At 35.4% G+C, this 19,712-nt stretch carries 20 protein-coding genes, 1 tRNA gene and 1 other RNA gene; 2 read left to right on the top strand and 20 right to left on the bottom strand.

Annotated elements, in window-relative coordinates; translation table 11 throughout:
* The 18 genes from greA to yedE form a co-directional block, all read right to left on the bottom strand.
* Positions 1–495, bottom strand: coding sequence for a transcription elongation factor GreA (gene greA / locus D4A81_RS00705; protein WP_111524442.1), 495 nt, complete (start codon positions 493–495; stop codon positions 1–3).
* A gap of 57 nt (positions 496–552) precedes the next feature.
* A non-coding RNA gene (gene ssrS, locus D4A81_RS00700) (6S RNA) lies at positions 553–729 on the bottom strand.
* A 116-nt stretch (positions 730–845) separates the two neighbouring features.
* Complete coding sequence (locus tag D4A81_RS00695; protein WP_111524441.1) at positions 846–1,325, bottom strand: S-ribosylhomocysteine lyase; 480 nt, start codon at positions 1,323–1,325, stop codon at positions 846–848.
* A gap of 10 nt (positions 1,326–1,335) precedes the next feature.
* Positions 1,336–3,219 carry a heavy metal translocating P-type ATPase gene (locus D4A81_RS00690; protein ID WP_111524440.1) on the bottom strand — a complete coding sequence of 628 codons (1,884 nt, stop codon included), beginning with the start codon at positions 3,217–3,219 and terminating at the stop codon, positions 1,336–1,338.
* A gap of 36 nt (positions 3,220–3,255) precedes the next feature.
* Positions 3,256–3,477 (bottom strand): cation transporter, encoded by a 222-nt coding sequence (locus D4A81_RS00685; RefSeq protein WP_111524439.1) that lies wholly within the window; start codon positions 3,475–3,477, stop codon positions 3,256–3,258.
* 14 nt (positions 3,478–3,491) lie between these two features.
* Entirely contained in the window at positions 3,492–3,791 is a 300-nt protein-coding gene (locus tag D4A81_RS00680) for an ArsR/SmtB family transcription factor (RefSeq protein ID WP_242977620.1), read from the bottom strand.
* 225 nt (positions 3,792–4,016) lie between these two features.
* On the bottom strand, positions 4,017–5,105 hold the full coding sequence (trpS, locus tag D4A81_RS00675) for a tryptophan--tRNA ligase (RefSeq protein WP_111524437.1): 1,089 nt from the start codon (positions 5,103–5,105) through the stop codon (positions 4,017–4,019).
* Positions 5,106–6,761: an O-antigen ligase family protein gene (locus tag D4A81_RS00670; protein WP_111524436.1), complete on the bottom strand. Its 1,656-nt coding sequence runs from the start codon at positions 6,759–6,761 to the stop codon at positions 5,106–5,108.
* A gap of 13 nt (positions 6,762–6,774) precedes the next feature.
* Positions 6,775–7,467 (bottom strand): CvpA family protein, encoded by a 693-nt coding sequence (locus tag D4A81_RS00665; protein ID WP_111524435.1) that lies wholly within the window; start codon positions 7,465–7,467, stop codon positions 6,775–6,777.
* Entirely contained in the window at positions 7,467–10,826 is a 3,360-nt protein-coding gene (locus tag D4A81_RS00660) for a hypothetical protein (RefSeq protein WP_111524434.1), read from the bottom strand. Before D4A81_RS00660 ends, D4A81_RS00665 begins: the two co-directional genes overlap by 1 nt.
* Before the next feature lie 44 nt (positions 10,827–10,870).
* Positions 10,871–11,467: a recombination mediator RecR gene (gene recR, locus D4A81_RS00655; RefSeq protein WP_111524433.1), complete on the bottom strand. Its 597-nt coding sequence runs from the start codon at positions 11,465–11,467 to the stop codon at positions 10,871–10,873.
* Entirely contained in the window at positions 11,467–11,811 is a 345-nt protein-coding gene (locus D4A81_RS00650) for a YbaB/EbfC family nucleoid-associated protein (protein ID WP_007594778.1), read from the bottom strand. Before D4A81_RS00650 ends, recR begins: the two co-directional genes overlap by 1 nt.
* A 13-nt stretch (positions 11,812–11,824) precedes the next feature.
* Complete coding sequence (gene dnaX / locus D4A81_RS00645) at positions 11,825–13,381, bottom strand: DNA polymerase III subunit gamma/tau (RefSeq protein ID WP_111524432.1); 1,557 nt, start codon at positions 13,379–13,381, stop codon at positions 11,825–11,827.
* 11 nt (positions 13,382–13,392) lie between these two features.
* Entirely contained in the window at positions 13,393–14,475 is a 1,083-nt protein-coding gene (locus D4A81_RS00640) for a 6-phosphofructokinase (RefSeq protein ID WP_111524431.1), read from the bottom strand.
* A gap of 132 nt (positions 14,476–14,607) precedes the next feature.
* A tRNA-Lys gene (locus D4A81_RS00635) sits at positions 14,608–14,680 on the bottom strand.
* A gap of 176 nt (positions 14,681–14,856) precedes the next feature.
* Entirely contained in the window at positions 14,857–15,153 is a 297-nt protein-coding gene (locus D4A81_RS00630; protein WP_111524430.1) for a DUF3343 domain-containing protein, read from the bottom strand.
* A complete protein-coding gene (locus tag D4A81_RS00625) occupies positions 15,150–15,350 on the bottom strand; it encodes a sulfurtransferase TusA family protein (protein ID WP_111524429.1) in 201 nt (66 codons plus the stop codon). Before D4A81_RS00625 ends, D4A81_RS00630 begins: the two co-directional genes overlap by 4 nt.
* Positions 15,350–16,414, bottom strand: a complete 1,065-nt coding sequence (gene yedE, locus D4A81_RS00620; protein ID WP_111524428.1) for a YedE family putative selenium transporter — start codon at positions 16,412–16,414, stop codon at positions 15,350–15,352. Before yedE ends, D4A81_RS00625 begins: the two co-directional genes overlap by 1 nt.
* A 169-nt stretch (positions 16,415–16,583) precedes the next feature.
* Between yedE and D4A81_RS00615 the strand changes: the two genes are divergently transcribed.
* Positions 16,584–17,738, top strand: coding sequence for an aminotransferase class V-fold PLP-dependent enzyme (locus tag D4A81_RS00615; RefSeq protein WP_111524427.1), 1,155 nt, complete (start codon positions 16,584–16,586; stop codon positions 17,736–17,738).
* Positions 17,728–18,615: a selenium metabolism-associated LysR family transcriptional regulator gene (locus D4A81_RS00610; RefSeq protein ID WP_111524426.1), complete on the top strand. Its 888-nt coding sequence runs from the start codon at positions 17,728–17,730 to the stop codon at positions 18,613–18,615. The genes D4A81_RS00615 and D4A81_RS00610 overlap by 11 nt, the downstream gene beginning before the upstream one ends.
* Before the next feature lie 115 nt (positions 18,616–18,730).
* Here D4A81_RS00610 and D4A81_RS00605 read toward each other — a convergent pair whose 3' ends face one another.
* Positions 18,731–19,210, bottom strand: coding sequence for a GNAT family N-acetyltransferase (locus D4A81_RS00605; protein ID WP_111524425.1), 480 nt, complete (start codon positions 19,208–19,210; stop codon positions 18,731–18,733).
* Positions 19,207–19,686, bottom strand: a complete 480-nt coding sequence (locus D4A81_RS00600; protein ID WP_111524424.1) for a GNAT family acetyltransferase — start codon at positions 19,684–19,686, stop codon at positions 19,207–19,209. Before D4A81_RS00600 ends, D4A81_RS00605 begins: the two co-directional genes overlap by 4 nt.
* Positions 19,687–19,712 lie beyond the last annotated feature (26 nt).

Here is a 19,712-nt window from a genome sequence, read left to right as displayed (position 1 = left end):
CTAAAACGATCTTATTTCATCTTCTTCATTGCTTATCTCTATTGACATTATTTTTACATAATAACCTCTGTCTCCTACAGGTACCCTTACTCTATCACCCTTTTTCTTTCCAACTATCGCCTTACCAATAGGTGATTCTATACTGAGTCTGCCCTCCAGAGAATCTCCTCTTATAGAAGTCACTATTTTAAACTTTTCACTCTCATCATCATCTTCAAAATACAGTTCAACTATCTTATCAATCCCTACCTGATCATCATCAGTCTTATCTTCGTATACATGACAAAATCTTAGCATTCTCTCTAAATAGTTGATTCTACTCTCATTCTTATTCTTTTCTCTCTTTGCAGCATAGTACTCAAAGTTCTCTGATAAATCTCCATGTGCTCTAGCTTCCTTCACTGCCTCTATTAGCTGTGGCCTAAGTACCAGTTTTCTTTCCTCTATTTCTGCCTCAATCTTTTTTATATCTTCTTTTGTAAGCGTCTCTGCCATAATACCATCCATATACTTTTTTATATAAAACAAAAGAGTAGTATAAACTACTCTTTTTTAACACCCAAAGTGACGGCTTTGCTTATTGACGCCTAGCAGAGCTAGGTGGGTTACCTCACCTTGATATCTGCCTTCTACCTATAGCAGCTTGACATCCAAGCAAGGTTATTTGGAATCCCATAAATCAAAATGTAGGTTCAAAATTGGCAAAGTTATCGCTCACCTCAGGATTTTTCTTCATAATCAAATTATAATACAAAATATAATTTTTTCAATATATTTGTCTAACCTTTTAAAATTTTCTTTAAATTAATTTCTCAAAAAGGCCTGAATTAACTACCTTTTTAATTCTATTCCGGATATACCAATCTGTCTTTTGATATATCCTCTAATACTTCATTTAAATACTTTGCTGATATATACTTTGCCATAGGTAAATTGATGTCTAAGTAATTACCGCAATCCTTAGCACAGGCTCCCGGCACCTCTCCCTCAAAGTTCTTTATAAACTCAAACATTTCTTTAAGTAAAGGAACTATCTCATTTGACTCATGGTTCCCCTTTAAAAGCAGATAAAATCCGGTTCTACACCCCATAGGTCCAAAGTATAATATACTTTCTCCATAATCTTTATGATTTCTAAGAAATGTAGCCCCCAAATGCTCTATAGCATGTAGCTCCGCTGTATTTATTACCGGTTCAAAATTAGGTCTGGTCATTCTTATATCAAATGTAGTGACAAGCATATCTCCTACACTGTCTTTTCTTGATACATAAACTCCAGGTAAAAGTTTTAGATGGTCTATTGTAAAGCTTGTTATCTTATCCATAAAATCTCCATTATATATTTTCTATTCTAAGATTTCTCATTGCGTTGATTACACAAAGTATGGTAACACCTACATCTGCAAATACCGCTTCCCACATAGTACCAAAACCTATGGCTGCAAGCAAGAGGAAAATCAGCTTTACACCGATAGCAAATACAATATTTTGCTTTGCGATACTCATTGTTCTCTTTGCCAGCTTTATACCTCTTACTATATTACCTAAATTGTCATCCATTATAACAACATCTGCTGCCTCTATAGCTGCATCTGATCCGATACCTCCCATAGCAATACCGATATCTGCTCTTGCTAAAACCGGGGCATCATTTATTCCATCTCCAACAAATGCCAATACTGAATTTTCATCCAGCACTTCTTCCACCTTATCCACCTTATCCTGTGGCAAAAGCTCAGAGTATACATAATCCACTGACAATTCACTTGCTACAAAATCTGCTACTTCCTTTATATCTCCTGTAAGCATAATATTCTTTTCTACACCGGTATTTTTCAGTGCCATAAGAACTTCTTTAGCATCTTCCTTTATCCTATCATTTATCACTATGGACCCAAGAAATACATCTTCCTTTGCCACATACACAATAGTTCCAAAGTCACTACATTTCTCAAAATTTATATTATTTGAAATCATCAGTTTATCATTTCCTACAAACAGCAACTCATCATCCACTTTTATACTGATACCTTGTCCGGCGATCTCTTTCAAATCACTGAGTCTATCTGAAAAATCAATTCTACTGCTCTCTTCCTCAAATTCCTTGTATGCGTTTTTTATTGAAACGGCTATAGGATGTGAGGAATACTCCTCTGCCATTGCAGCCTTTTTTATTAGCTCCTCTTCACTTATATTATTGGGATGTATGCTCACCACTTCAAAAACACCCTTTGTTAAGGTGCCTGTTTTATCAAACATAAAAGTCTTTACTCCGGCTAAAACCTCCAGATAATTACTTCCTTTTATCAATACTCCGATTTTTGATGATGCACCTATACCGCTAAAAAAGCTTAAAGGAATTGCTATAACAAATGCACATGGACAAGATACTACAAGAAATGTTAACGCCCTGTAAATCCATGTGACAAAGCCGGTTCCCGGGAATATAAAAGGAGGGATAACAGCCAATGCTATAGCCAAAAAAACAACTATTGGAGTGTATACTACCGCAAACTTTGATATAAGATTTTCTGTCTTTGATTTCTTTGCGGCAGCATTTTCTACCAGTTCAAGAATCTTGCTTGCTGTAGATTCACCAAACTCCTTTGTAACCTCAAGCTTTAAAAGACCGTCCTTATTTATGCTTCCACTATATACCTGATCACCTACATTTGCACTTCTTGGTACTGACTCACCTGTAAGTGCTGATGTATCAAGCATTGCCTTTCCAGATACCACGATTCCGTCAAGCGGTATTATCTCACCGGCTTTTATCTGTATATATGAGCCGACTTCCACATCATATGGATCTACTGTTTCCACACTGCCGTCTTCTTTTACAAGATTTGCGTAGTCGGGTCTTATATTCATCATATCGGATATAGATTTTCTGGACTTATTTACAGCCAGAGACTGTAAAAATTCACCTAACATATAAAAGAGCATAACTCCCATAGCTTCCGGATACTCACCGATTATAAACGCACCTACAGTAGCAATGGTCATAAGGAAATTTTCATCAAATACCTTACCTCTTTTTATATTTGTGAAGGCTTTTAGTAATACATCCTTTCCCACTATTATATATGCTATTATAAACAGCAATAAACTGATTATATCTGACATTGGAAAGCTTATTTTTGAAATTATGATGGCAGTTATATAAAGGCATGCCCCCATAATTATTTTACTTAACATCTTCTTTTGCTTATTGTTCATATTATCCTTCTACCTAATGAATAAAACCCGTTTTGCTTACGCTCTCTTTACCTCTACATCAGGCTCTTCAACCTTTATTATCTCCATAGCCTTTTCAATAACATCATTCAGCTTATCAGCCTCAGCCTCCAAAGTACATTTTAGAGTCATAAAGTTGATATTTACACTTGTAATACCTTCTATAGCAGCCAATTTTCTCTCAAGCTTTGCCGCACAATCTGCACAATCCAAACCCTCTAATTTATAAACTCTCTTCATTTCTTTTCTCCTTCTCAATCTTCTTTACATCTATGAGATACATGTACAATACCTGTTTCAAATATCTCTTTTACATGTTCATCATCCAGTGAATAATATACTTCCTTACCTTCTCTTCTTGACTTTACAAGCTTAGCTTCTTTAAGTGTACTTAACTGGTGTGATACTGCTGACTTTGTCATACCCAGTACTTCACAAATATCAAATACACATAGTTCATGTACATTTAATGCCCAAAGTATCTTTATCCTTGTAGGATCTCCAAATACTTTAAACAACCTTGAAAGCGAATTTATGGTTTTGCCCTCAAGCATATTTGTCTTTGCTCTGTCCACAGCCTCTTCTCTTTTCAAATTTTCTACTCTGATACACCTCCTTTAGTTGAGTATTTGTTCAACTGTTATGCTTCTATTATAGTTGAATATATATTCAACTGTCAAGACTGTTTTAATAAATTTAAGCAAAAAAATTCGAGCTTTAAATTTTAAAATCTTTTTAAAATCGTAAAATAAAGATCGAATTTCTAATTTTAGACTTTGTTATTTATTATGAAATCTCTCTGCCTGCGACTTTATCAACTCTACGTCATCAAAGTAATTTATTCTCATAGCATTCTTTACTTCAGAAAGTGTATTTGCAGCTTCATTTCTTGCAACCTCGCAGCTTTCCTTAAGCATATCATAGATTGATGGAATATCTTTTTCAAATTCCGCTCTTCTCGCTCTTATCGGTGCCAAGGTTTCTTCCATAATACTTGCAAGGAATTTCTTTACCTTCATATCTCCCAGACCGCCACGAGTATAATGCTCTTTTAACTCATCAAGTGACTTATAATCCGGAAGGTACTCTGTAAAATGCTCCGGTCTTGAGAACGCATCCAAATATGTAAATACTGTATTTCCCTCAATATGCCCCGGATCACTTACCTTTATATGCAAAGGATCTGTATACATAGTTTTTACAGCAGCTGCTACAGTATCTGCATCATCTGAAAGGTATATACAATTTCCAAGTGACTTACTCATCTTTGCCTTACCATCTGTACCCGGAAGTCTCTTTGCCGCATCTTCCTGTGGTATTAATGCTTCAGGCTCTACCAAAGTATCACCATAAACTGAATTAAACTTTCTTACTATCTCTCTGGTCTGTTCAATCATAGGGAGTTGATCCTCACCTACCGGTACTGTAGTTGCCTTAAATGCTGTAATATCTGAGGCTTGTGATATAGGATATGTGAAAAATCCAACGGGTATACTGTTTTCAAAATTTCTAAGTCCTATCTCTGCTTTCACTGTAGGATTTCTTTGTAGTCTTGAAACAGTTACAAGATTCATATAGTAGAAAGCAAGTTCAGTAAGCTCCGGTACCATTGACTGTATAAATATTGTGGACTTCTTAGGGTCAATACCACATGCCAAATAATCAAGTACTACTTCTATAATATTTTGTCTTACCTTCTCAGGGTTTTCCATATTGTCGGTAAGTGCCTGTGCATCTGCCACCATTATAAAAATCTTTTTAAATTCTCCTGAGTTTTGCAACTCAACCCTTCTTTTTAGAGAGCCTATATAATGTCCTACATGTAATCTTCCGGTAGGACGATCTCCTGTAAGTATTATCTTATCCATTTATCTTTTCTCCTTTTTTACATCACCTTTATCTCTGAGTAATGCCACTGTTATACCTAAGAATATCCACAAAAATGGTGTCACAACCGGTAAATTCAGGTTAACCATAGCTTGAGTTGCATAACATATAACTGCCATTGCAGATGCATACAAAAATGGTAACATTGCATCATCTCTAAGATCAGACAACCCTGTCCTAAGTGCTTTTATACCCGGAGATATAATTGCCACAATATAGGATAAAGTAGCTACAGGTCCTAAAGTAAATAAAAATTGAATGTATTCATTATGTGTTGCATCAAAGATCTGATTCGTTACTCTAGTCATTTCATTAAATCTCAATGCATAAATGTATATACCAAAAGTATCAGGTCCGCTACCAAAGATCTTGTGTAACATTGGAAACTTCATATATTCCTCTACTGATGCTCTCCAAATATAACCTCTAAATGTACCCCAGTAGTCATTAAAGACAAAATAATCAGCCAATGCCCCATACTTTTCCTTAGCTGCCTCCACATTTGCATTTATCTTCATTCCCAAAAAGATTATAAATGCGAATGCAATAATTAATATAGCCAACCAGATATATCTAAGCAACTTAAGTAAACTATCATTTTCTTTTCTTGTCTCATTTCTTTTTTGGTATGCAATAACATACATCAAAATAACTATGGCTGCTAAAGCAATAATTATAATTTCTAAATATTTAAAATCACTTATAAAATCATATAAACCTGATATTCCAAGTACCTTACCTGCATATTTTATATTAATAAGTTTTACAATTTTTATTCCAAGCAAATATGTAAAAATTGTTAATATAAATCTTCTTACACCCTCCATACTCTTAAATGCCACAAATGGTACAAGCCCGAAGAACGCAGCCAATGTAAGATAACCATTATCTGAATTACCCATAGAAAGGGCAATAAAGTTTATAAACATTATAATATAATAGAAAACAGTCTTTTCTATACCCTCACCATTAGATTTATCCTTACTAAATGGTGTAGTTATAAATAATGTTCCGGAAATAGCAATATAGAATGCCAGAACTGCAGTGTATGTATTTATATTTCCAATAGTCGAAGTAAATACAGACCACTGTTCCGGACTTATTTTCTCCTTAAACTTCAATACATCCATATTGAAGTAATCTGTATAGCCCAATATACATATCGGAATACTTACAGCTAAAAAAACCGTAAAATAAATTTTGCTGAATGAAAACATTCTACTCACTATAAAATATATAGTTACATAAACTGATATCAATAAAAGTCCTGAGAATCTTCCCTTATTTCCGGTAATCGCATCCATTATAACTCTACCGGAAAATAATGTAGATAATACAGTCATCAGCATAAATATCATTACACATATATCCCATAAACTGAATTCTTCTTTAAACCAGGTCTCAAACCCCTTTTTCTTTACCTTATCGAAAAAACTCTTAAATCCTCCGGCAAAACCACATATCACTATCAGTGCCAAGATCATCGTAATAGAAAGAATCATTACTGTATAATACTTGGTCTGTAGTATGTCATAGTAAAAGTCATTATAAATTAAGGGAAATATAGTAAACATAGCAAAAAGCCAAAGTCCCACTATAACATTTGATGCGTTTGTCAGTTTTCTTTTAGAATTCATATAACCTCCCTAACTATAATCCAAGAAAAGTTGCTATTGGATTTATTCTTGATAAAAAAACCAAAAATGGACTGCTTTCAACCATAGCCGATAAACTAGAACCAAGCTTAGTTGTAGAAAATGCAATTATAAAAATACAAACGACCCAGTATATTATAAGTCCTATTGTTAGACCGGCTATTGCTCCAAAAATTTGATTCATGCCTCCCAAAATAGGTAGTTTACTCAAAAGCTTATTTCCCTTAAATAATATACCCAGTACTAGCCAGACCAATATAAAAGAACCCATAAAACTCATCGCATTAACAGTCATCTGTGTAACATAACTGGCAATATAATCTGAGAATGTATATACACCAAGCTTTTCATATATCACTCGGTCGTCATCTCTTTTCAAAACATCTTTGACCTTTGTTGGCACATTAAGTTTATCAATAGCATTATTTCGGCCTTCTTTATTAGAGGAATCTTCATGCATATCAGCCAATCCTATTTTCGAATAAATTGTAGTCAAAACAAACTGGTTTATCTTAGTATTTTCCTGTAGTTGATTTCTAAGATATGGATTTACTACATTCAATACAATCACGCTGGATAAAAGAGCTAACATTGTTATGGATAACTTTAAAAGTCCATTCTTATATCCATATGCAATCAATAAAACTAAAAGCAAAAATACCAGTATTTCAAAAAAATTAAAAACCATTATATTCTAAAATGCTCCTCTCTTAGAATCAGTCTTCCTTCTTTATCATACTTAGAGTTCGTCAATCCATTTATTATTGATTTCATTATTCCCGGTTTCTCTGCCAAATCAGCAGCATGATCTACAAGGTTTCTAGCATTCTTTTTTGTTAGAGGTGTGCCGTCTTCCTTCATATAATCAGCTCTCTCTTCTATTGCATATTCTGTCTTATATGACAGTACACATTCTATCTCTTTTACATAGTTAAGTGCATATGCAATGAATTGATCCACACCCATAGGAGTGTTATCATCACTGTTATAATCTATTACTTCTTCTACCTCAGGCTGCTTTCTATTTTCCTTTTCAGGTTCTTCAGTTTGTCTCTTTGCTTCTTTTTCCAATATTACAGACTGCTTTTCATTTTTTCTTTCCTGTTTTTGAGATTCTCTTTCCACTGTTTTAACTTCTTTTTTAGGCTTTTCAAGCTTTGAAGACTCCTCAATTATCGCATTTGATATTACAGGGTCAAGTTTAATAGTCTGTTTCTCCTCCTTAGGCTCTAATTTTTCATCTTCATCAGATTTATAGAATTTTATAGAATTTGAGCTACCAATCTCTTGTATCTCAAACTGAATATTTTCATCTCCTGTTTCCTGCCTCAAAATATTTGCTATTATATCCATAGCCATCAAATCATTAGCAGCTTGAGCCTCTTCCTTCTTTTTTTGTGCCTCTTTTCTTTCAAGTTCCTTTTTTTCTTCAGCCTCTCTAATTGCTCTTTCGTCATCCCTTTCTTTCAGTACAATATTAGCTACAATATTCTTTCTCTTTACAGGGACTTCATCCTCCCTCATTACAAGGCTCATACCATGTAATAGGTCATTAGATTCTATCAAACTTTCAATACCACTTATAGTATCTGTAAATATAACCGTTTCCTTACCATTTCTGATAAACTCTATAAGCTCTGAAATAGTATTATCATCAAGTTTTCCTGCCTCTACAATGATAAGATCCTTGCCCTTTATCTTATCGATAGAATTCATCACACCTCTATTATTGAGACTGTCTGCCCCAATTTTTAAGACTGAATGCTTTATCTTTGTGCGTTCATTTACCTCTCTCAGAACATTTTTTGCATTCTCAAGGGCTTGCTCTGCTGTTATACCTTCCACCATTATGGAACCCGGTCTTCTCATCAGGAATTCTTTAGGTTCTCTTGACTTTGGAGCTCTTGCTTTCATAACCTTTCCCTGCACCGACAAATCAACCTCCCTAATCTCATCATCTGCATTCTCTTCAATAACTATAGTTTCATTTTCATCAGAATTATTCCCATCCTCTATGTCAGATTTGAGTTCATCTTTTGCAACAAATTCCGTAGCCTCACTTGATTTTCTTTCTTTCTTATCTATTTTACTTGCAGTTATATCTTCCTCTACAACAATAGTATTGACCTCTTCATCATCAGACTCAATTTCTTTAATTACAGGCTTTAGGATAATTTCCTCAGGTTCTTCGCCTCTTTTTACTTTGGTTACAAAGGTTCTCTCTTCTTTTGTGTAATAGATTTCCTCATTATCTACCACTTCCATCTTTGTTTCACTCTTGATGCTGCTTTTAACAATATTTTTTTGTTCTTTTCTCTTTGCCATGACAGATGAAACAGTAGGTACACCGGTATCTACCTCTTCGTCATAGTAGCTATTTATCAAATCATCATTGTCAAATATTGGAACTTTCTTTTCAGGAACATAATTCTCCAAAACTTTTGTAGAAGCTGTCTCTGTTACAGTGATATTTTTTACAGGAATTTCTTCTACATCACTATCTTCGTTTATATCATCTATAACTTCAGTACCTTCATCACTTATAGTGTCTACAACTTCCGTATTCTCTTCACTTATAGTGTCTTCAACTTCAGTATTCTCTTCACTTATAGCATCTTCAACTTCATCACCGTCTTTGCTTATCGTATCTACATTCTCAGTACGGTCTTCGCTTACACTATCTACTATATCCTGATTGATGTCTATTAAATCAATCTTCATATCTTTTGTTTCAGTATCAATATCTACTTCAGTTTCTAAAGGCTCTATTCTCTCACCTTGAATATCCTCGACATCTGATACCTCAGGCAGACACTCTTCTTGTTGAATAATACTTTCCGCCAAAAGCTCATAGTCCTTTTCTTCATCAAGAGCAGACACAACCTCCTGTTCTTCGCTTATACAGGTATTTTGCATTTTTGCCATCATTTCCTGATACTCTTCTCTATTACCATGAGTTTTTGGTAATCCCATACTGTCAAAATGATTGTTTATTCTGTATTTTTTTCTTTCAGCCATCACCAGTGGGGAAGTGAATCTACCTTGCTTTATTCTCTCCACCCTCTCCATACGGGCTCTGACCTCTTCATCTATTTCAGCCATAGATGAGCGATAATCCTCGCCTTTCATTTTACTAAGATTTTCATTTGTGATTGCTATAGCCCTTTTTAACTCTGCTTCAAATTCCGGGTTCACGCTCTCCCCCTTAAATGTCGTCTCTGATATTCTTACTTCATTTACTCCCATAACTTTTGGGAAAAGTTCTGTATTTATATGGGTATCCTCATTTACAACTTCTTCATCATCAATCAAATTTATAGTGGCTTTCCTATCTTCAATCGGATTATATACACTCATATCATCAAGGTTTAAGTTTGGATAATCTCCACTTTCATATTTTCTTACAATTGAGCTAAGTCTGACCTCATAATACTCCTTATTGTCCACCTGCTCCTGTTGCTTTGAACTTAGAGGGCAACCGGTGGATTCCTTTAGTGCTGCAGCTTTTTCTACATATTCTCCAACTCCAAATAAAAGCATTATTTCATCACAGGTTTTTATACAGTCATCTATTCTGCCCGCCTTCACATATAGCACTGCCAATTCATATTTCCACTGCTCATCCGTTTTCTCAATGTCACAATATTTTTCAAGTATTCTTATCTTTTTATTTATATCATAACCCTTTGCCACTGCAATATGATATTCCATAAGATATTTTCTACTGTCTTGTGGAGAGATCTCAGTATACTCTTTGTAGTAGGCTTGTGCCTCTGATATATCTCCCTCTTTTAACGCAAGCATTGTTAGCCTATATAAAGCTCTCTTTCCTACAGGTGCTCTGTCATAAGCTAATAGTAATACTTCTCTAGCTTCCCTATATTCGCCATTTTTTTCATAGACTTCTGATACAGTTGTTAGCAAGCCTGCATTATGAACCCTACTCCAGTCAATTGTATCTGTGATTCTCATAGCCGCCTTATAGTCGCCACTCTTCACCAATTTATTCAATTGTTCAACCTTTAAATTAAACTCATATTTATCCATGCCTGCACCAACCCTCAAGATTTTTTACTTTTGAAAATACACCTCTAGAGTGATCTTCTTCCTTCGAGCGCCCTTAATAGAGTCACTTCATCAATATATTCCAAATCCCCGCCTACCGGGACTCCACTTGCTATCCTACTCACTTCTATACCTATGGGCTTTATAAGTTTAGCTATATACATTGCTGTAGTCTCTCCCTCAAGTGTAGAATTTGTGGCGATAATCACTTCGTTTATATCGCCCTCCAATCTCTTTATTAATTCCTTTAATTTTATATCTGCCGGACCTATTCCAAGCATAGGTGATATAGCACCATGCAAAACATGGTAAACACCTTCATACTTTCCTGTCTTTTCATATGCTGCCAAATCTCTTGTGTTTTCCACAACCATTATGGTCTTATGATCTCTCTTCTCATTGGCACATATCGGACAGACCTCTCCATCTGTTAAAGTAAAGCATTCTTTACAATAATTCACATTGCCTTTGGCATCTTTTATAGCACTTGACAATGACTCTACCTGTTCACTTGACATTCCTATTATGTGAAAAGCAAGCCTTTGTGCGGACTTTGCTCCTACACCCGGTAGTTTTGAAAGTTCCTCTATAAGCTTGCTTATGTGACTGCTGTAATAATCCATTAGAATGGCAACTTTCCTGCTCCACCTGCAATGCCACCCATAAGTGCAGAATGCTCTTCTTCCATCTTTCTAAGGGCTTCATTTGTAGCCGCCATTATCAAGTCTTCCAACATCTCCACATCATCAGGGTCTACAACCTCTTTATCTATTGAAACCTTTGTGATTTCCTTTTTACCTGATACAGTAATGCTTACAGCACCACCACCTGCACTTGCACTAAACTCTTTACCTTCAAAAGCCGCACTTTGCTCCTCCATCTGCTTTTGCATCTTCTGTGCCTGCTTCATCAACTGATTTATATTACCCGGCATCATGCCGCCACCAAAACCTCCACGCTTTGCCATAAAATTCTCCTCACTATTCTACAATAATATCTGTATTGATAACAGATTTTATATCTTCTATTGAAACATATCTTGTATTTCTTACAACCTTATTTTCTCTTAACGAAGTCTTGATTACAATATCTTTTCCGTACTTTTCTTTCAAATATGAGCGTAAATCTGATACTGTGGACTCTCCGCTTCCCATATCAAAGAACATCCTGTTAAAGAAGATGACATTAATACCTCCGGTTTTTAAAGGCTCTACATCTGCTTCTTTATATACACTGCCTGCCATACCTCCAATATGCTCCACTATACTGTTCCATTCCTTTTTTATAGTCATGAAATCATCATATGTAGCCTTTGGAAGCTCTATGACTTCTTCTTCAATTTTTATCTCTGAATTCAGAGTATTGTTTTTTTTTACTACAGCACCGGTTACTATACCTGATTCAAGCCTGGAGAGTCTATCCAATACACTGTCAAGATTTTCCTCCATCTCAGGTGTCATAAGCCTTATAAACTCCAGCTCCGCCACAACTCTCTTTTGTGTAGCACTCTTTAATTTATTTGAAAGCTCTGACAAGTTTCTAATATACCGCATCAGAGTTTCTTTGGAAACAGTATTTGATATTTCTTTTAAATTTTGTAAGTTCTGTTCTGACATATCCACAAGTGAACTGTCATTTTGTGTGGACTTTAATATCAGAATATTTCTCAAATACCAAAGAAAATCTGTTACAAACTGTCCTATCTCTTTTCCTGCCACTATTGAATCATTCAAAAGATTCAATACCTCTATAGTATTTCCGGATAATATACCTTCGAAAAGCTCATTAAATACGCTTATGTCTGAAGCTCCAAGTATATCAAGCACAGTATCATAAGTAATCTTTTCATTTTGCAAAAATGATATGCACTCATCCAAAAGACTGAGTGCATCTCTCATAGCTCCATCTGCACTCTTTGCAATATAGTCCACAGCCCTGTCTTCTATATCTACACCTTCGCTCTTACAAAGTTCTTTAAGCCTTTTAGATATGCTATCCATTCCAATCCTTTTAAAGTCATATCTTTGACATCTTGACAATACTGTAACCGGTATCTTGTGCACCTCTGTGGTTGCCAAAATAAATATAACATATTCAGGTGGCTCTTCAAGAGTTTTTAATAGTGCATTGAAAGCTCCAGGAGAGAGCATATGCACCTCATCTATTATAAACACCTTATATTTGCCAAAAGTAGGCGGATACTGCACCTGTTCCTTTATATCTCTTATATTATCTACACCATTATTTGAAGCTGCATCTATCTCCAATACATTTATAGAAGTCTCACTAATTATAGACTTACAGGTGGGACATTGATTGCATGGGCCTGCATCTGTGGGATTCTCACAGTTAAGTGCCCTTGCCATTATCTTAGCTATACTTGTCTTTCCCGTACCCCTGGTTCCACAAAAAAGATAGGCATGAGATATTCTACCTGTCTTTAACTGGTTTTTTAATGTCTTTGTTATAGCTTCCTGACCTACCACCTCATCAAAATTTGAAGGTCGAAACTTCCTATATAATGCTGTATAAGACATTTACTCCCTTTCTATCTGTCACCAAAACTTATTCCTACAAGTCTTGCCTCTTTTACAAGTGAAGACTGTGGATCAACATATTTCAGCTTTCCTGCAGACTCACTAAGATCTATATCTGTAACCTCCGTACCCTTCAATACTACAAGTCTACCATATTTCTTTTCAAGTATCAGCTCTGCTCCATGAGCTCCAAGTCTTGTAGACAATGCTCTGTCATAAGGATTTGGATCTCCACCTCTTTGTGTATGTCCGGGAACTGTAACTCTCACATCTACACCTGTCTCAGAACTTAGGATATCCCCAATTTCATAACTTATAGAAGGATATCTACCCGCATCCTTTAATTTCTTCTTTTTCAGCTCTTTTTTTGAAAGAGTTGCGTCTTCTTTTGATATTGCTCCTTCTGCTACTGCAAGTATGGTAAACTTCTTGCCTTCTTTTTCTCTAATCTTTATAGCACCGGCTATTGCCTTTATATCATATGGTATTTCAGGTATCAAAATAATGTCTGCACCTCCCGCAAGTCCGGCATATAGTGTAAGCCATCCTACCTTATGTCCCATTACCTCTACAATAAATACTCTGCTATGAGAAGCAGCTGTAGTATGTATACAGTCAATGGCATTTGTGGCTATTTCCATCGCACTTTGGAAACCGAATGTCATATCTGTACCATACAAATCATTGTCAATGGTCTTTGGTAAACCTATAACATTAAGTCCCTCTTCGCTTAGAAGATTTGCTGTCTTTTGTGAGCCGTTTCCACCAAGTACTACAAGACAATCCAACTTTAGCTTATTATATGTAGTCTTCATCGCCTCTACCTTATCCATACCATTTGCATCAGGCTCTCTCATCAATTTGAAAGGCTGCCTGCTGGTTCCAAGCATTGTTCCACCTGTGGTCAATATACCCGAAAAATCTGAAGGTTTCATAACCCTGTATTCTCCATACATAAGCCCCTTATATCCTTCAAGAAAACCTATTATTTCCACCTCTTTATCAGACTTGTATAGACTCTTTGCCACACCACGCATTGTTGCATTCAATGCCTGACAATCTCCTCCACTTGTTAGCATACCAACTCTTAGCATATATAACTCCTTTTGCACAAAGTCACTGCCCCAAAATTTTAAGCATTGTATTTAATTATAACCTAATTTTATTCATTATACAACAAAAAAAGCCCTTCCCAATAGCTCAATGTCTATCAAGTAGGACCTTCATGCGCCTTCAGGGACTCGAACCCTGGACAAATAGATTAAGAGTCTACTGCTCTACCAACTGAGCTAAAGGCGCTTGTTTTATTTTTGTGTTCTCATTTGCTGAACACTCCGATATATTACAATATATATATCCGGTTGTCAATAACTTTTTTAATTTTTTATATTTTTTCGTTTTACATTTTGATACAGTCCGAAATTTTTAGGCTTTATGCCAATAAAAACACACAGACTGTATCAATGCTGCAAAGTTTACTGCCTTGCCATATACACTTTCTCATATCCATTTTCTGTAATAGCAACGACCTGTTCTATCTCATTATGTTTATCATTTACAAACATATTATTATTTTCAAAAGATACTACTGCATCAGAAAGTCTTTCTTTATTCGTCATATCTATTTCAAATTCTACACAGGTTCCACAGGAAGAACTTAACGACCTTGGAACCGGCTTTATTACTCCCTTTATACCATATGGCTTAAGTTCCCTTTGAAAGCGTATTGCTCCAAAATGTGAAAAGAAAGTAGCTATATACTTTTCAATCATTTTGTGATCACCAACTTATACTCTCCATTTTCCTCAGTCACAACTACATCATAGCCCTCACCTTTTACAAATCTTGTGACATTCTCCAAAGCATTCTTGCTGTCAACCATCATTTCATATCTGCTCTCTTTACTTGAAAGTGCTTTTTTTATCATTATCACAGGCTCAGGACATGAGCATCCTCTTGCATCTACCATCACGCGTTCTCCTTCTTCATTGTATTTGCTACCGCAATTATTGTTACTACAATCAATCCTATAATAACCGCCATCTTACCATTAGCACTTGGTCCCTTACCTGACGCAGCCAAAGCAAAGTTATGTGAAAATGCTGCCCCAACCAAAAGTCCCAAGAAAGTAATAGCTGAATCTGTATTTCCTTCACCTGTAAGTACAAGCTGTCTAAGAGGACATCCACCTAAAAGGCAACAGCCATATCCTGCCAGTACCATTCCAAGGAAATTCCAAAGTCCGTCACTATGTGCTACCGGCTGCTCCAAAAATCCTAAATTGAACTTTCCGATTGCCAAAGTTCCCACAAATGCCGCTACAAGAATTGCCACAAATCCAATCAAAAGTCTTGTTTCTCTAAACAAAATAAAATCTCTTATACCACCAACCATACAAAGTCTTGTATACTGTGCCAATCCACCAACAATCAGTCCTGCAACAAGTGAAACTATAACCGCTGCATGTTTTGCTCCCGGACCACCATCAGCCGGCGTAAAAAAGATGAATGTAGGTGCTGTAATTACTAAAACCAATAATATTATCTGTACTATTGGTATTACAAAGCCTTGTACCTGCTCCTGCTTATAGGTTCTACCAAGTGAATAACCCCTGTTTAAGAATAAAATACCTGCTCCTATTCCACAAACAAATCCCAAAAGACCTACTATTGCATTCAGATCACCGCCTGCTATACGAAGAATCATTCTAAATGGACAACCCAGAAACATAAGACAACCTATCATTACAAAAAATCCCAATACAAATCTTGAAATTGGGCTTGAGCCACCCTTTACACTAAATTCTTTTCTACTAAATGCCACTGTAAATGCACCTAGAATAAGTCCCATTATCTCAGGTCTAAGGTACTGTACCGGCTCCGCTCTATGGAGCCCAAGTCCTCCTGCTGTATCCCTTATAAAACAGGCAATACAAAATCCCATATTGGCAGGATTTCCAAGCATCACTAAGGCTACTGCTATTATCCCGATAATTATACCCACCACTCCAATGACAATCTTTTCGTTTTTCATTTCTCCTCCTTAATTATTTTTACATAAATTTCTAAAACTTTTTTATAATTATACCATAATATCTAAATTTTATTTATATCATTATGTAATCTTAAGCCTGTATTTATTGACTTAGTCTATAAATATGTATATACTTGAGGTATATTTTATTAATTTACGAGGTATATGTTTGAAAAGAATTTATTTTGATAATGCAGCCACATCATATCCCAAGCCAACATCAGTTTTAGATTCAATGCTTGAATATATCAAATATATCGGTTCCAATGTAAATCGTTCAAGTTATGGTTTCTCATACGAGGCCGAAGACATATTGTATGAAACCCGACAAATTTTATGTAATATGTTTAATGGTGATGATTGCAAAAATGTAGTTTTCACTGCAAATATAACCACATCTTTGAATATAATCTTAAAAGGACTGTTGAAATCCGGAGACCATATATTGACTTCATCTATGGAACATAATGCTGTAATGAGACCTTTATCACAACTATCTTTAAGCGGTATAAATTATGATACATTTCCATGTTTTAGTGACGGTTCAGTAGATATTTCTTCGCTTTCATCTATGTTAAAGACAAATACTAAAGCTATCGTTATTACACATGCTTCTAATGTATGTGGCACATTAATGCCCATATTTGAAATAGGCAGGTTTTGCAAAGAAAACAATTTATACTTTGTAGTGGATTCAGCACAGACTGCAGGGCTTTTTCCTATTGATATGCAAACTATGAATATAGATGCTCTTGCATTCACAGGACATAAAGCATTGCTTGGACCACAGGGTATTGGTGGTTTTATTTTAAAAGAAAATATGATCAAACTTATAGATCCCATCTTGTCCGGCGGAACAGGCAGTATATCTCACACTTTGGATATTCCGGAATTCATGCCTGACAGATTTGAAGCCGGCACATTAAATATTCCGGGAATATATGGACTTAATGCCTCATTAAAATATATACATGAAATCGGTATGGATACTATACTAAATAAAGAGCTAACTCTAACAAAGAATTTTTTGGACGAACTTTCTGATATCAAGAAGATCAGGGTATATGGGAGAAGTGATATTATTGATAGAGCTGCTGTTGTTTCTATTGATGTTGCTGATATGGACTTATCAGATATTGCCTATACTCTTGATGATAAATATGGCATACAAACAAGAGTCGGACTGCATTGTGCACCTATAGCTCATAGCACACTGGGCACTTATCCAAGAGGAACTGTAAGGTTTTCATTTGGACATAATAATAATTCAGAAGAAATAAAACATTGTATACAAGCATTAAAGGAGATAATTTATGGAATTTAGACAACTGGAAGCATTTGTTGCCACAGCAGAATTAAAGAGTTTTTCACAGGCTGCAAAATATCTATACTTATCACAGTCAACTATAAGCTCTCATGTTCAAAATCTGGAAGATGACCTTGGAAAAAAGCTGCTTTTACGCACAACCAAATCCATCACTCTTACACCTGAGGGTGAATCCTTCCTTGCATACGCCAGAAAGATAGTGGAGACCAAAGATCAGGCCATACTTTCACTACAGCAGTCATCAAAAAGCCTACTACATTTAGGTGCATCTTCAATACCTTCAGCCTATCTCTTACCTGAAATCATAGCAAAGTTTAGAGAGAAAAATCCTAATATACATTTTAGCATTTGGCAGGGTGGTAGTGAGGAAATTGCAGAGCTTCTACTAAATGGTAGTGTAGATATAGCCTTTACCGGAAAGGATGTACATTCCCCTTTATGTGAGAGTGTCAAATTATGTCCTGACCATCTTATGCTTGTTACACCTGCTACAGAGGAATACAAAAAGTTACAGGCAAGCAATCCTAAGATATCTGATATGTTAAAGTATCCTATGATCTTAAGATCAAACGGCTCAGGAACACAGTTCATAGCAAACAAATTGCTTGAAGGTCTTGGCATAAAAAAGCGTGATCTAAATGTCATCACACAGACAAATGATTTGGAAGCTATAAAACAAATGATAGTTCATGGTGTTGGTATAAGTATTTGTTCAAAATTTTCGATACAAAACTTATTAGACAATAATAAGATAATAGCCTATCCACTTGAGAACGCTCATATGAGATATTTTTCATTGCATTATATGACTGCAAAAAAGACTCAACCTGAGATCAAATTTTTTCTTGAATTTGTAAACAACGTAATTAAATAAACCACTAAAAAAGAGCTGATGAAATCATTTGAAGTGACCCCAAAAAGTCTAACTTTTTGGGTCACTTCAATTCATAGGCTCTTTTTATTTAACTTAATTCCTCAAGTACTTATATTTAGAATGTAAGTCTCATTTTATACCAGATAGTATCCCCATGATTTGACTGTGATATCCCCTCATCTACATAGCCAAATTCTCCATAAAAACCTCTAAGTCTATCCTTGCAAGTTAGCACTATACCCTTTCTGCCTCTAGCCTTTGAATCTGTTATAACCCTATTCATCACCTCTCTTGCAAGTCCACATCCTCTGTATGCCTCATCTGTTACCACTGAAAATATCATCTGCCATTCGCCATCTTTCTTATGCAATTTAGCATCATCATACATAATATCTGTTAAATCAGCTTCATCAGTTGCCATACCATTAATAAAGCTCTTTATAATTCCATCCTCTTCCAATATCCAAAAACACTCCGGAAAACTCTCCATTCTTTTTCTTATACTCTCTTTTCCTGCCGCTTCAGCTTTTGGATAAGAAGCCGCTTCTATCTCCGACAGTCTGTCCAAATCATCTAATTTTACTTCTCTGATCATATCTCCTCCTTTAATTCATACAAAATTCTTTGAGTTCCATCATCCAAATAGATTATTCCAAGTCTATTAAATCCAAGACTTTCTATAGCCCTTTGCATAGTCTTATTGTCCTTATGAGTATCTATTCTTAAAATTCTACTTTTCTCCTTTGCAAAGCTTACTATCTGTCTTGCAACTCCACTCACACTTCCATCACTTGCAACTCTATGTATTACACCATACTCCATATCAGATGTAAACTCCAGTTCATAGTTATTTTCATAGCCTTTTATAAAGGCAAAACAGGCCAATATCACCCCGTTCTTTTCTATTACATAGCTTATTTTATCTTCTATATCCTTGATAATAATTCTCTTATCCGGATAGCTATCTCCCCATTGATTTGCATTGCCATTTGCTTTCATGTAATCTCTGGCAATACTATATATCTCAAGCATTCTATTCAAATCAGAGACTCTTGCATTTCTTATATTCATTAATTTCTCCACTTAAAAAAGCATAT

Origin of the sequence: Lachnoanaerobaculum umeaense (genome assembly GCF_003589745.1) — a bacterium.
Lineage (GTDB): Bacteria > Bacillota > Clostridia > Lachnospirales > Lachnospiraceae > Lachnoanaerobaculum > Lachnoanaerobaculum umeaense.
This window is presented reverse-complemented; position numbering and strand designations above follow the sequence as displayed.

Bases quoted from the DNA above. Each gene is read 5' to 3' on its own strand.
- D4A81_RS00680 (WP_242977620.1), bottom strand. From the start codon at position 3,791: ATGCTTGAGGGCAAAACCATAAATTCGCTTTCAAGGTTGTTTAAAGTA.
- D4A81_RS00630 (WP_111524430.1), bottom strand. From the start codon at position 15,153: ATGATTGAAAAGTATATAGCTACTTTCTTTTCACATTTTGGAGCAATA.
- D4A81_RS00625 (WP_111524429.1), bottom strand. From the start codon at position 15,350: ATGGTAGATGCAAGAGGATGCTCATGTCCTGAGCCTGTGATAATGATA.
- recR (WP_111524433.1), bottom strand. From the start codon at position 11,467: ATGGATTATTACAGCAGTCACATAAGCAAGCTTATAGAGGAACTTTCA.
- D4A81_RS00695 (WP_111524441.1), bottom strand. From the start codon at position 1,325: ATGGATAAGATAACAAGCTTTACAATAGACCATCTAAAACTTTTACCT.
- D4A81_RS00690 (WP_111524440.1), bottom strand. From the start codon at position 3,219: ATGAACAATAAGCAAAAGAAGATGTTAAGTAAAATAATTATGGGGGCA.
- D4A81_RS00640 (WP_111524431.1), bottom strand. From the start codon at position 14,475: ATGCTAAGAGTTGGTATGCTAACAAGTGGAGGAGATTGTCAGGCATTG.
- greA (WP_111524442.1), bottom strand. From the start codon at position 495: ATGGCAGAGACGCTTACAAAAGAAGATATAAAAAAGATTGAGGCAGAA.
- D4A81_RS00610 (WP_111524426.1), top strand. From the start codon at position 17,728: ATGGAATTTAGACAACTGGAAGCATTTGTTGCCACAGCAGAATTAAAG.
- D4A81_RS00600 (WP_111524424.1), bottom strand. From the start codon at position 19,686: ATGAATATAAGAAATGCAAGAGTCTCTGATTTGAATAGAATGCTTGAG.
- D4A81_RS00670 (WP_111524436.1), bottom strand. From the start codon at position 6,761: ATGAATTCTAAAAGAAAACTGACAAACGCATCAAATGTTATAGTGGGA.
- D4A81_RS00605 (WP_111524425.1), bottom strand. From the start codon at position 19,210: ATGATCAGAGAAGTAAAATTAGATGATTTGGACAGACTGTCGGAGATA.
- D4A81_RS00665 (WP_111524435.1), bottom strand. From the start codon at position 7,467: ATGGTTTTTAATTTTTTTGAAATACTGGTATTTTTGCTTTTAGTTTTA.
- D4A81_RS00650 (WP_007594778.1), bottom strand. From the start codon at position 11,811: ATGGCAAAGCGTGGAGGTTTTGGTGGCGGCATGATGCCGGGTAATATA.
- yedE (WP_111524428.1), bottom strand. From the start codon at position 16,414: ATGAAAAACGAAAAGATTGTCATTGGAGTGGTGGGTATAATTATCGGG.
- D4A81_RS00685 (WP_111524439.1), bottom strand. From the start codon at position 3,477: ATGAAGAGAGTTTATAAATTAGAGGGTTTGGATTGTGCAGATTGTGCG.
- D4A81_RS00660 (WP_111524434.1), bottom strand. From the start codon at position 10,826: ATGGATAAATATGAGTTTAATTTAAAGGTTGAACAATTGAATAAATTG.
- dnaX (WP_111524432.1), bottom strand. From the start codon at position 13,381: ATGTCTTATACAGCATTATATAGGAAGTTTCGACCTTCAAATTTTGAT.
- trpS (WP_111524437.1), bottom strand. From the start codon at position 5,105: ATGGATAAGATAATACTTACAGGAGATCGTCCTACCGGAAGATTACAT.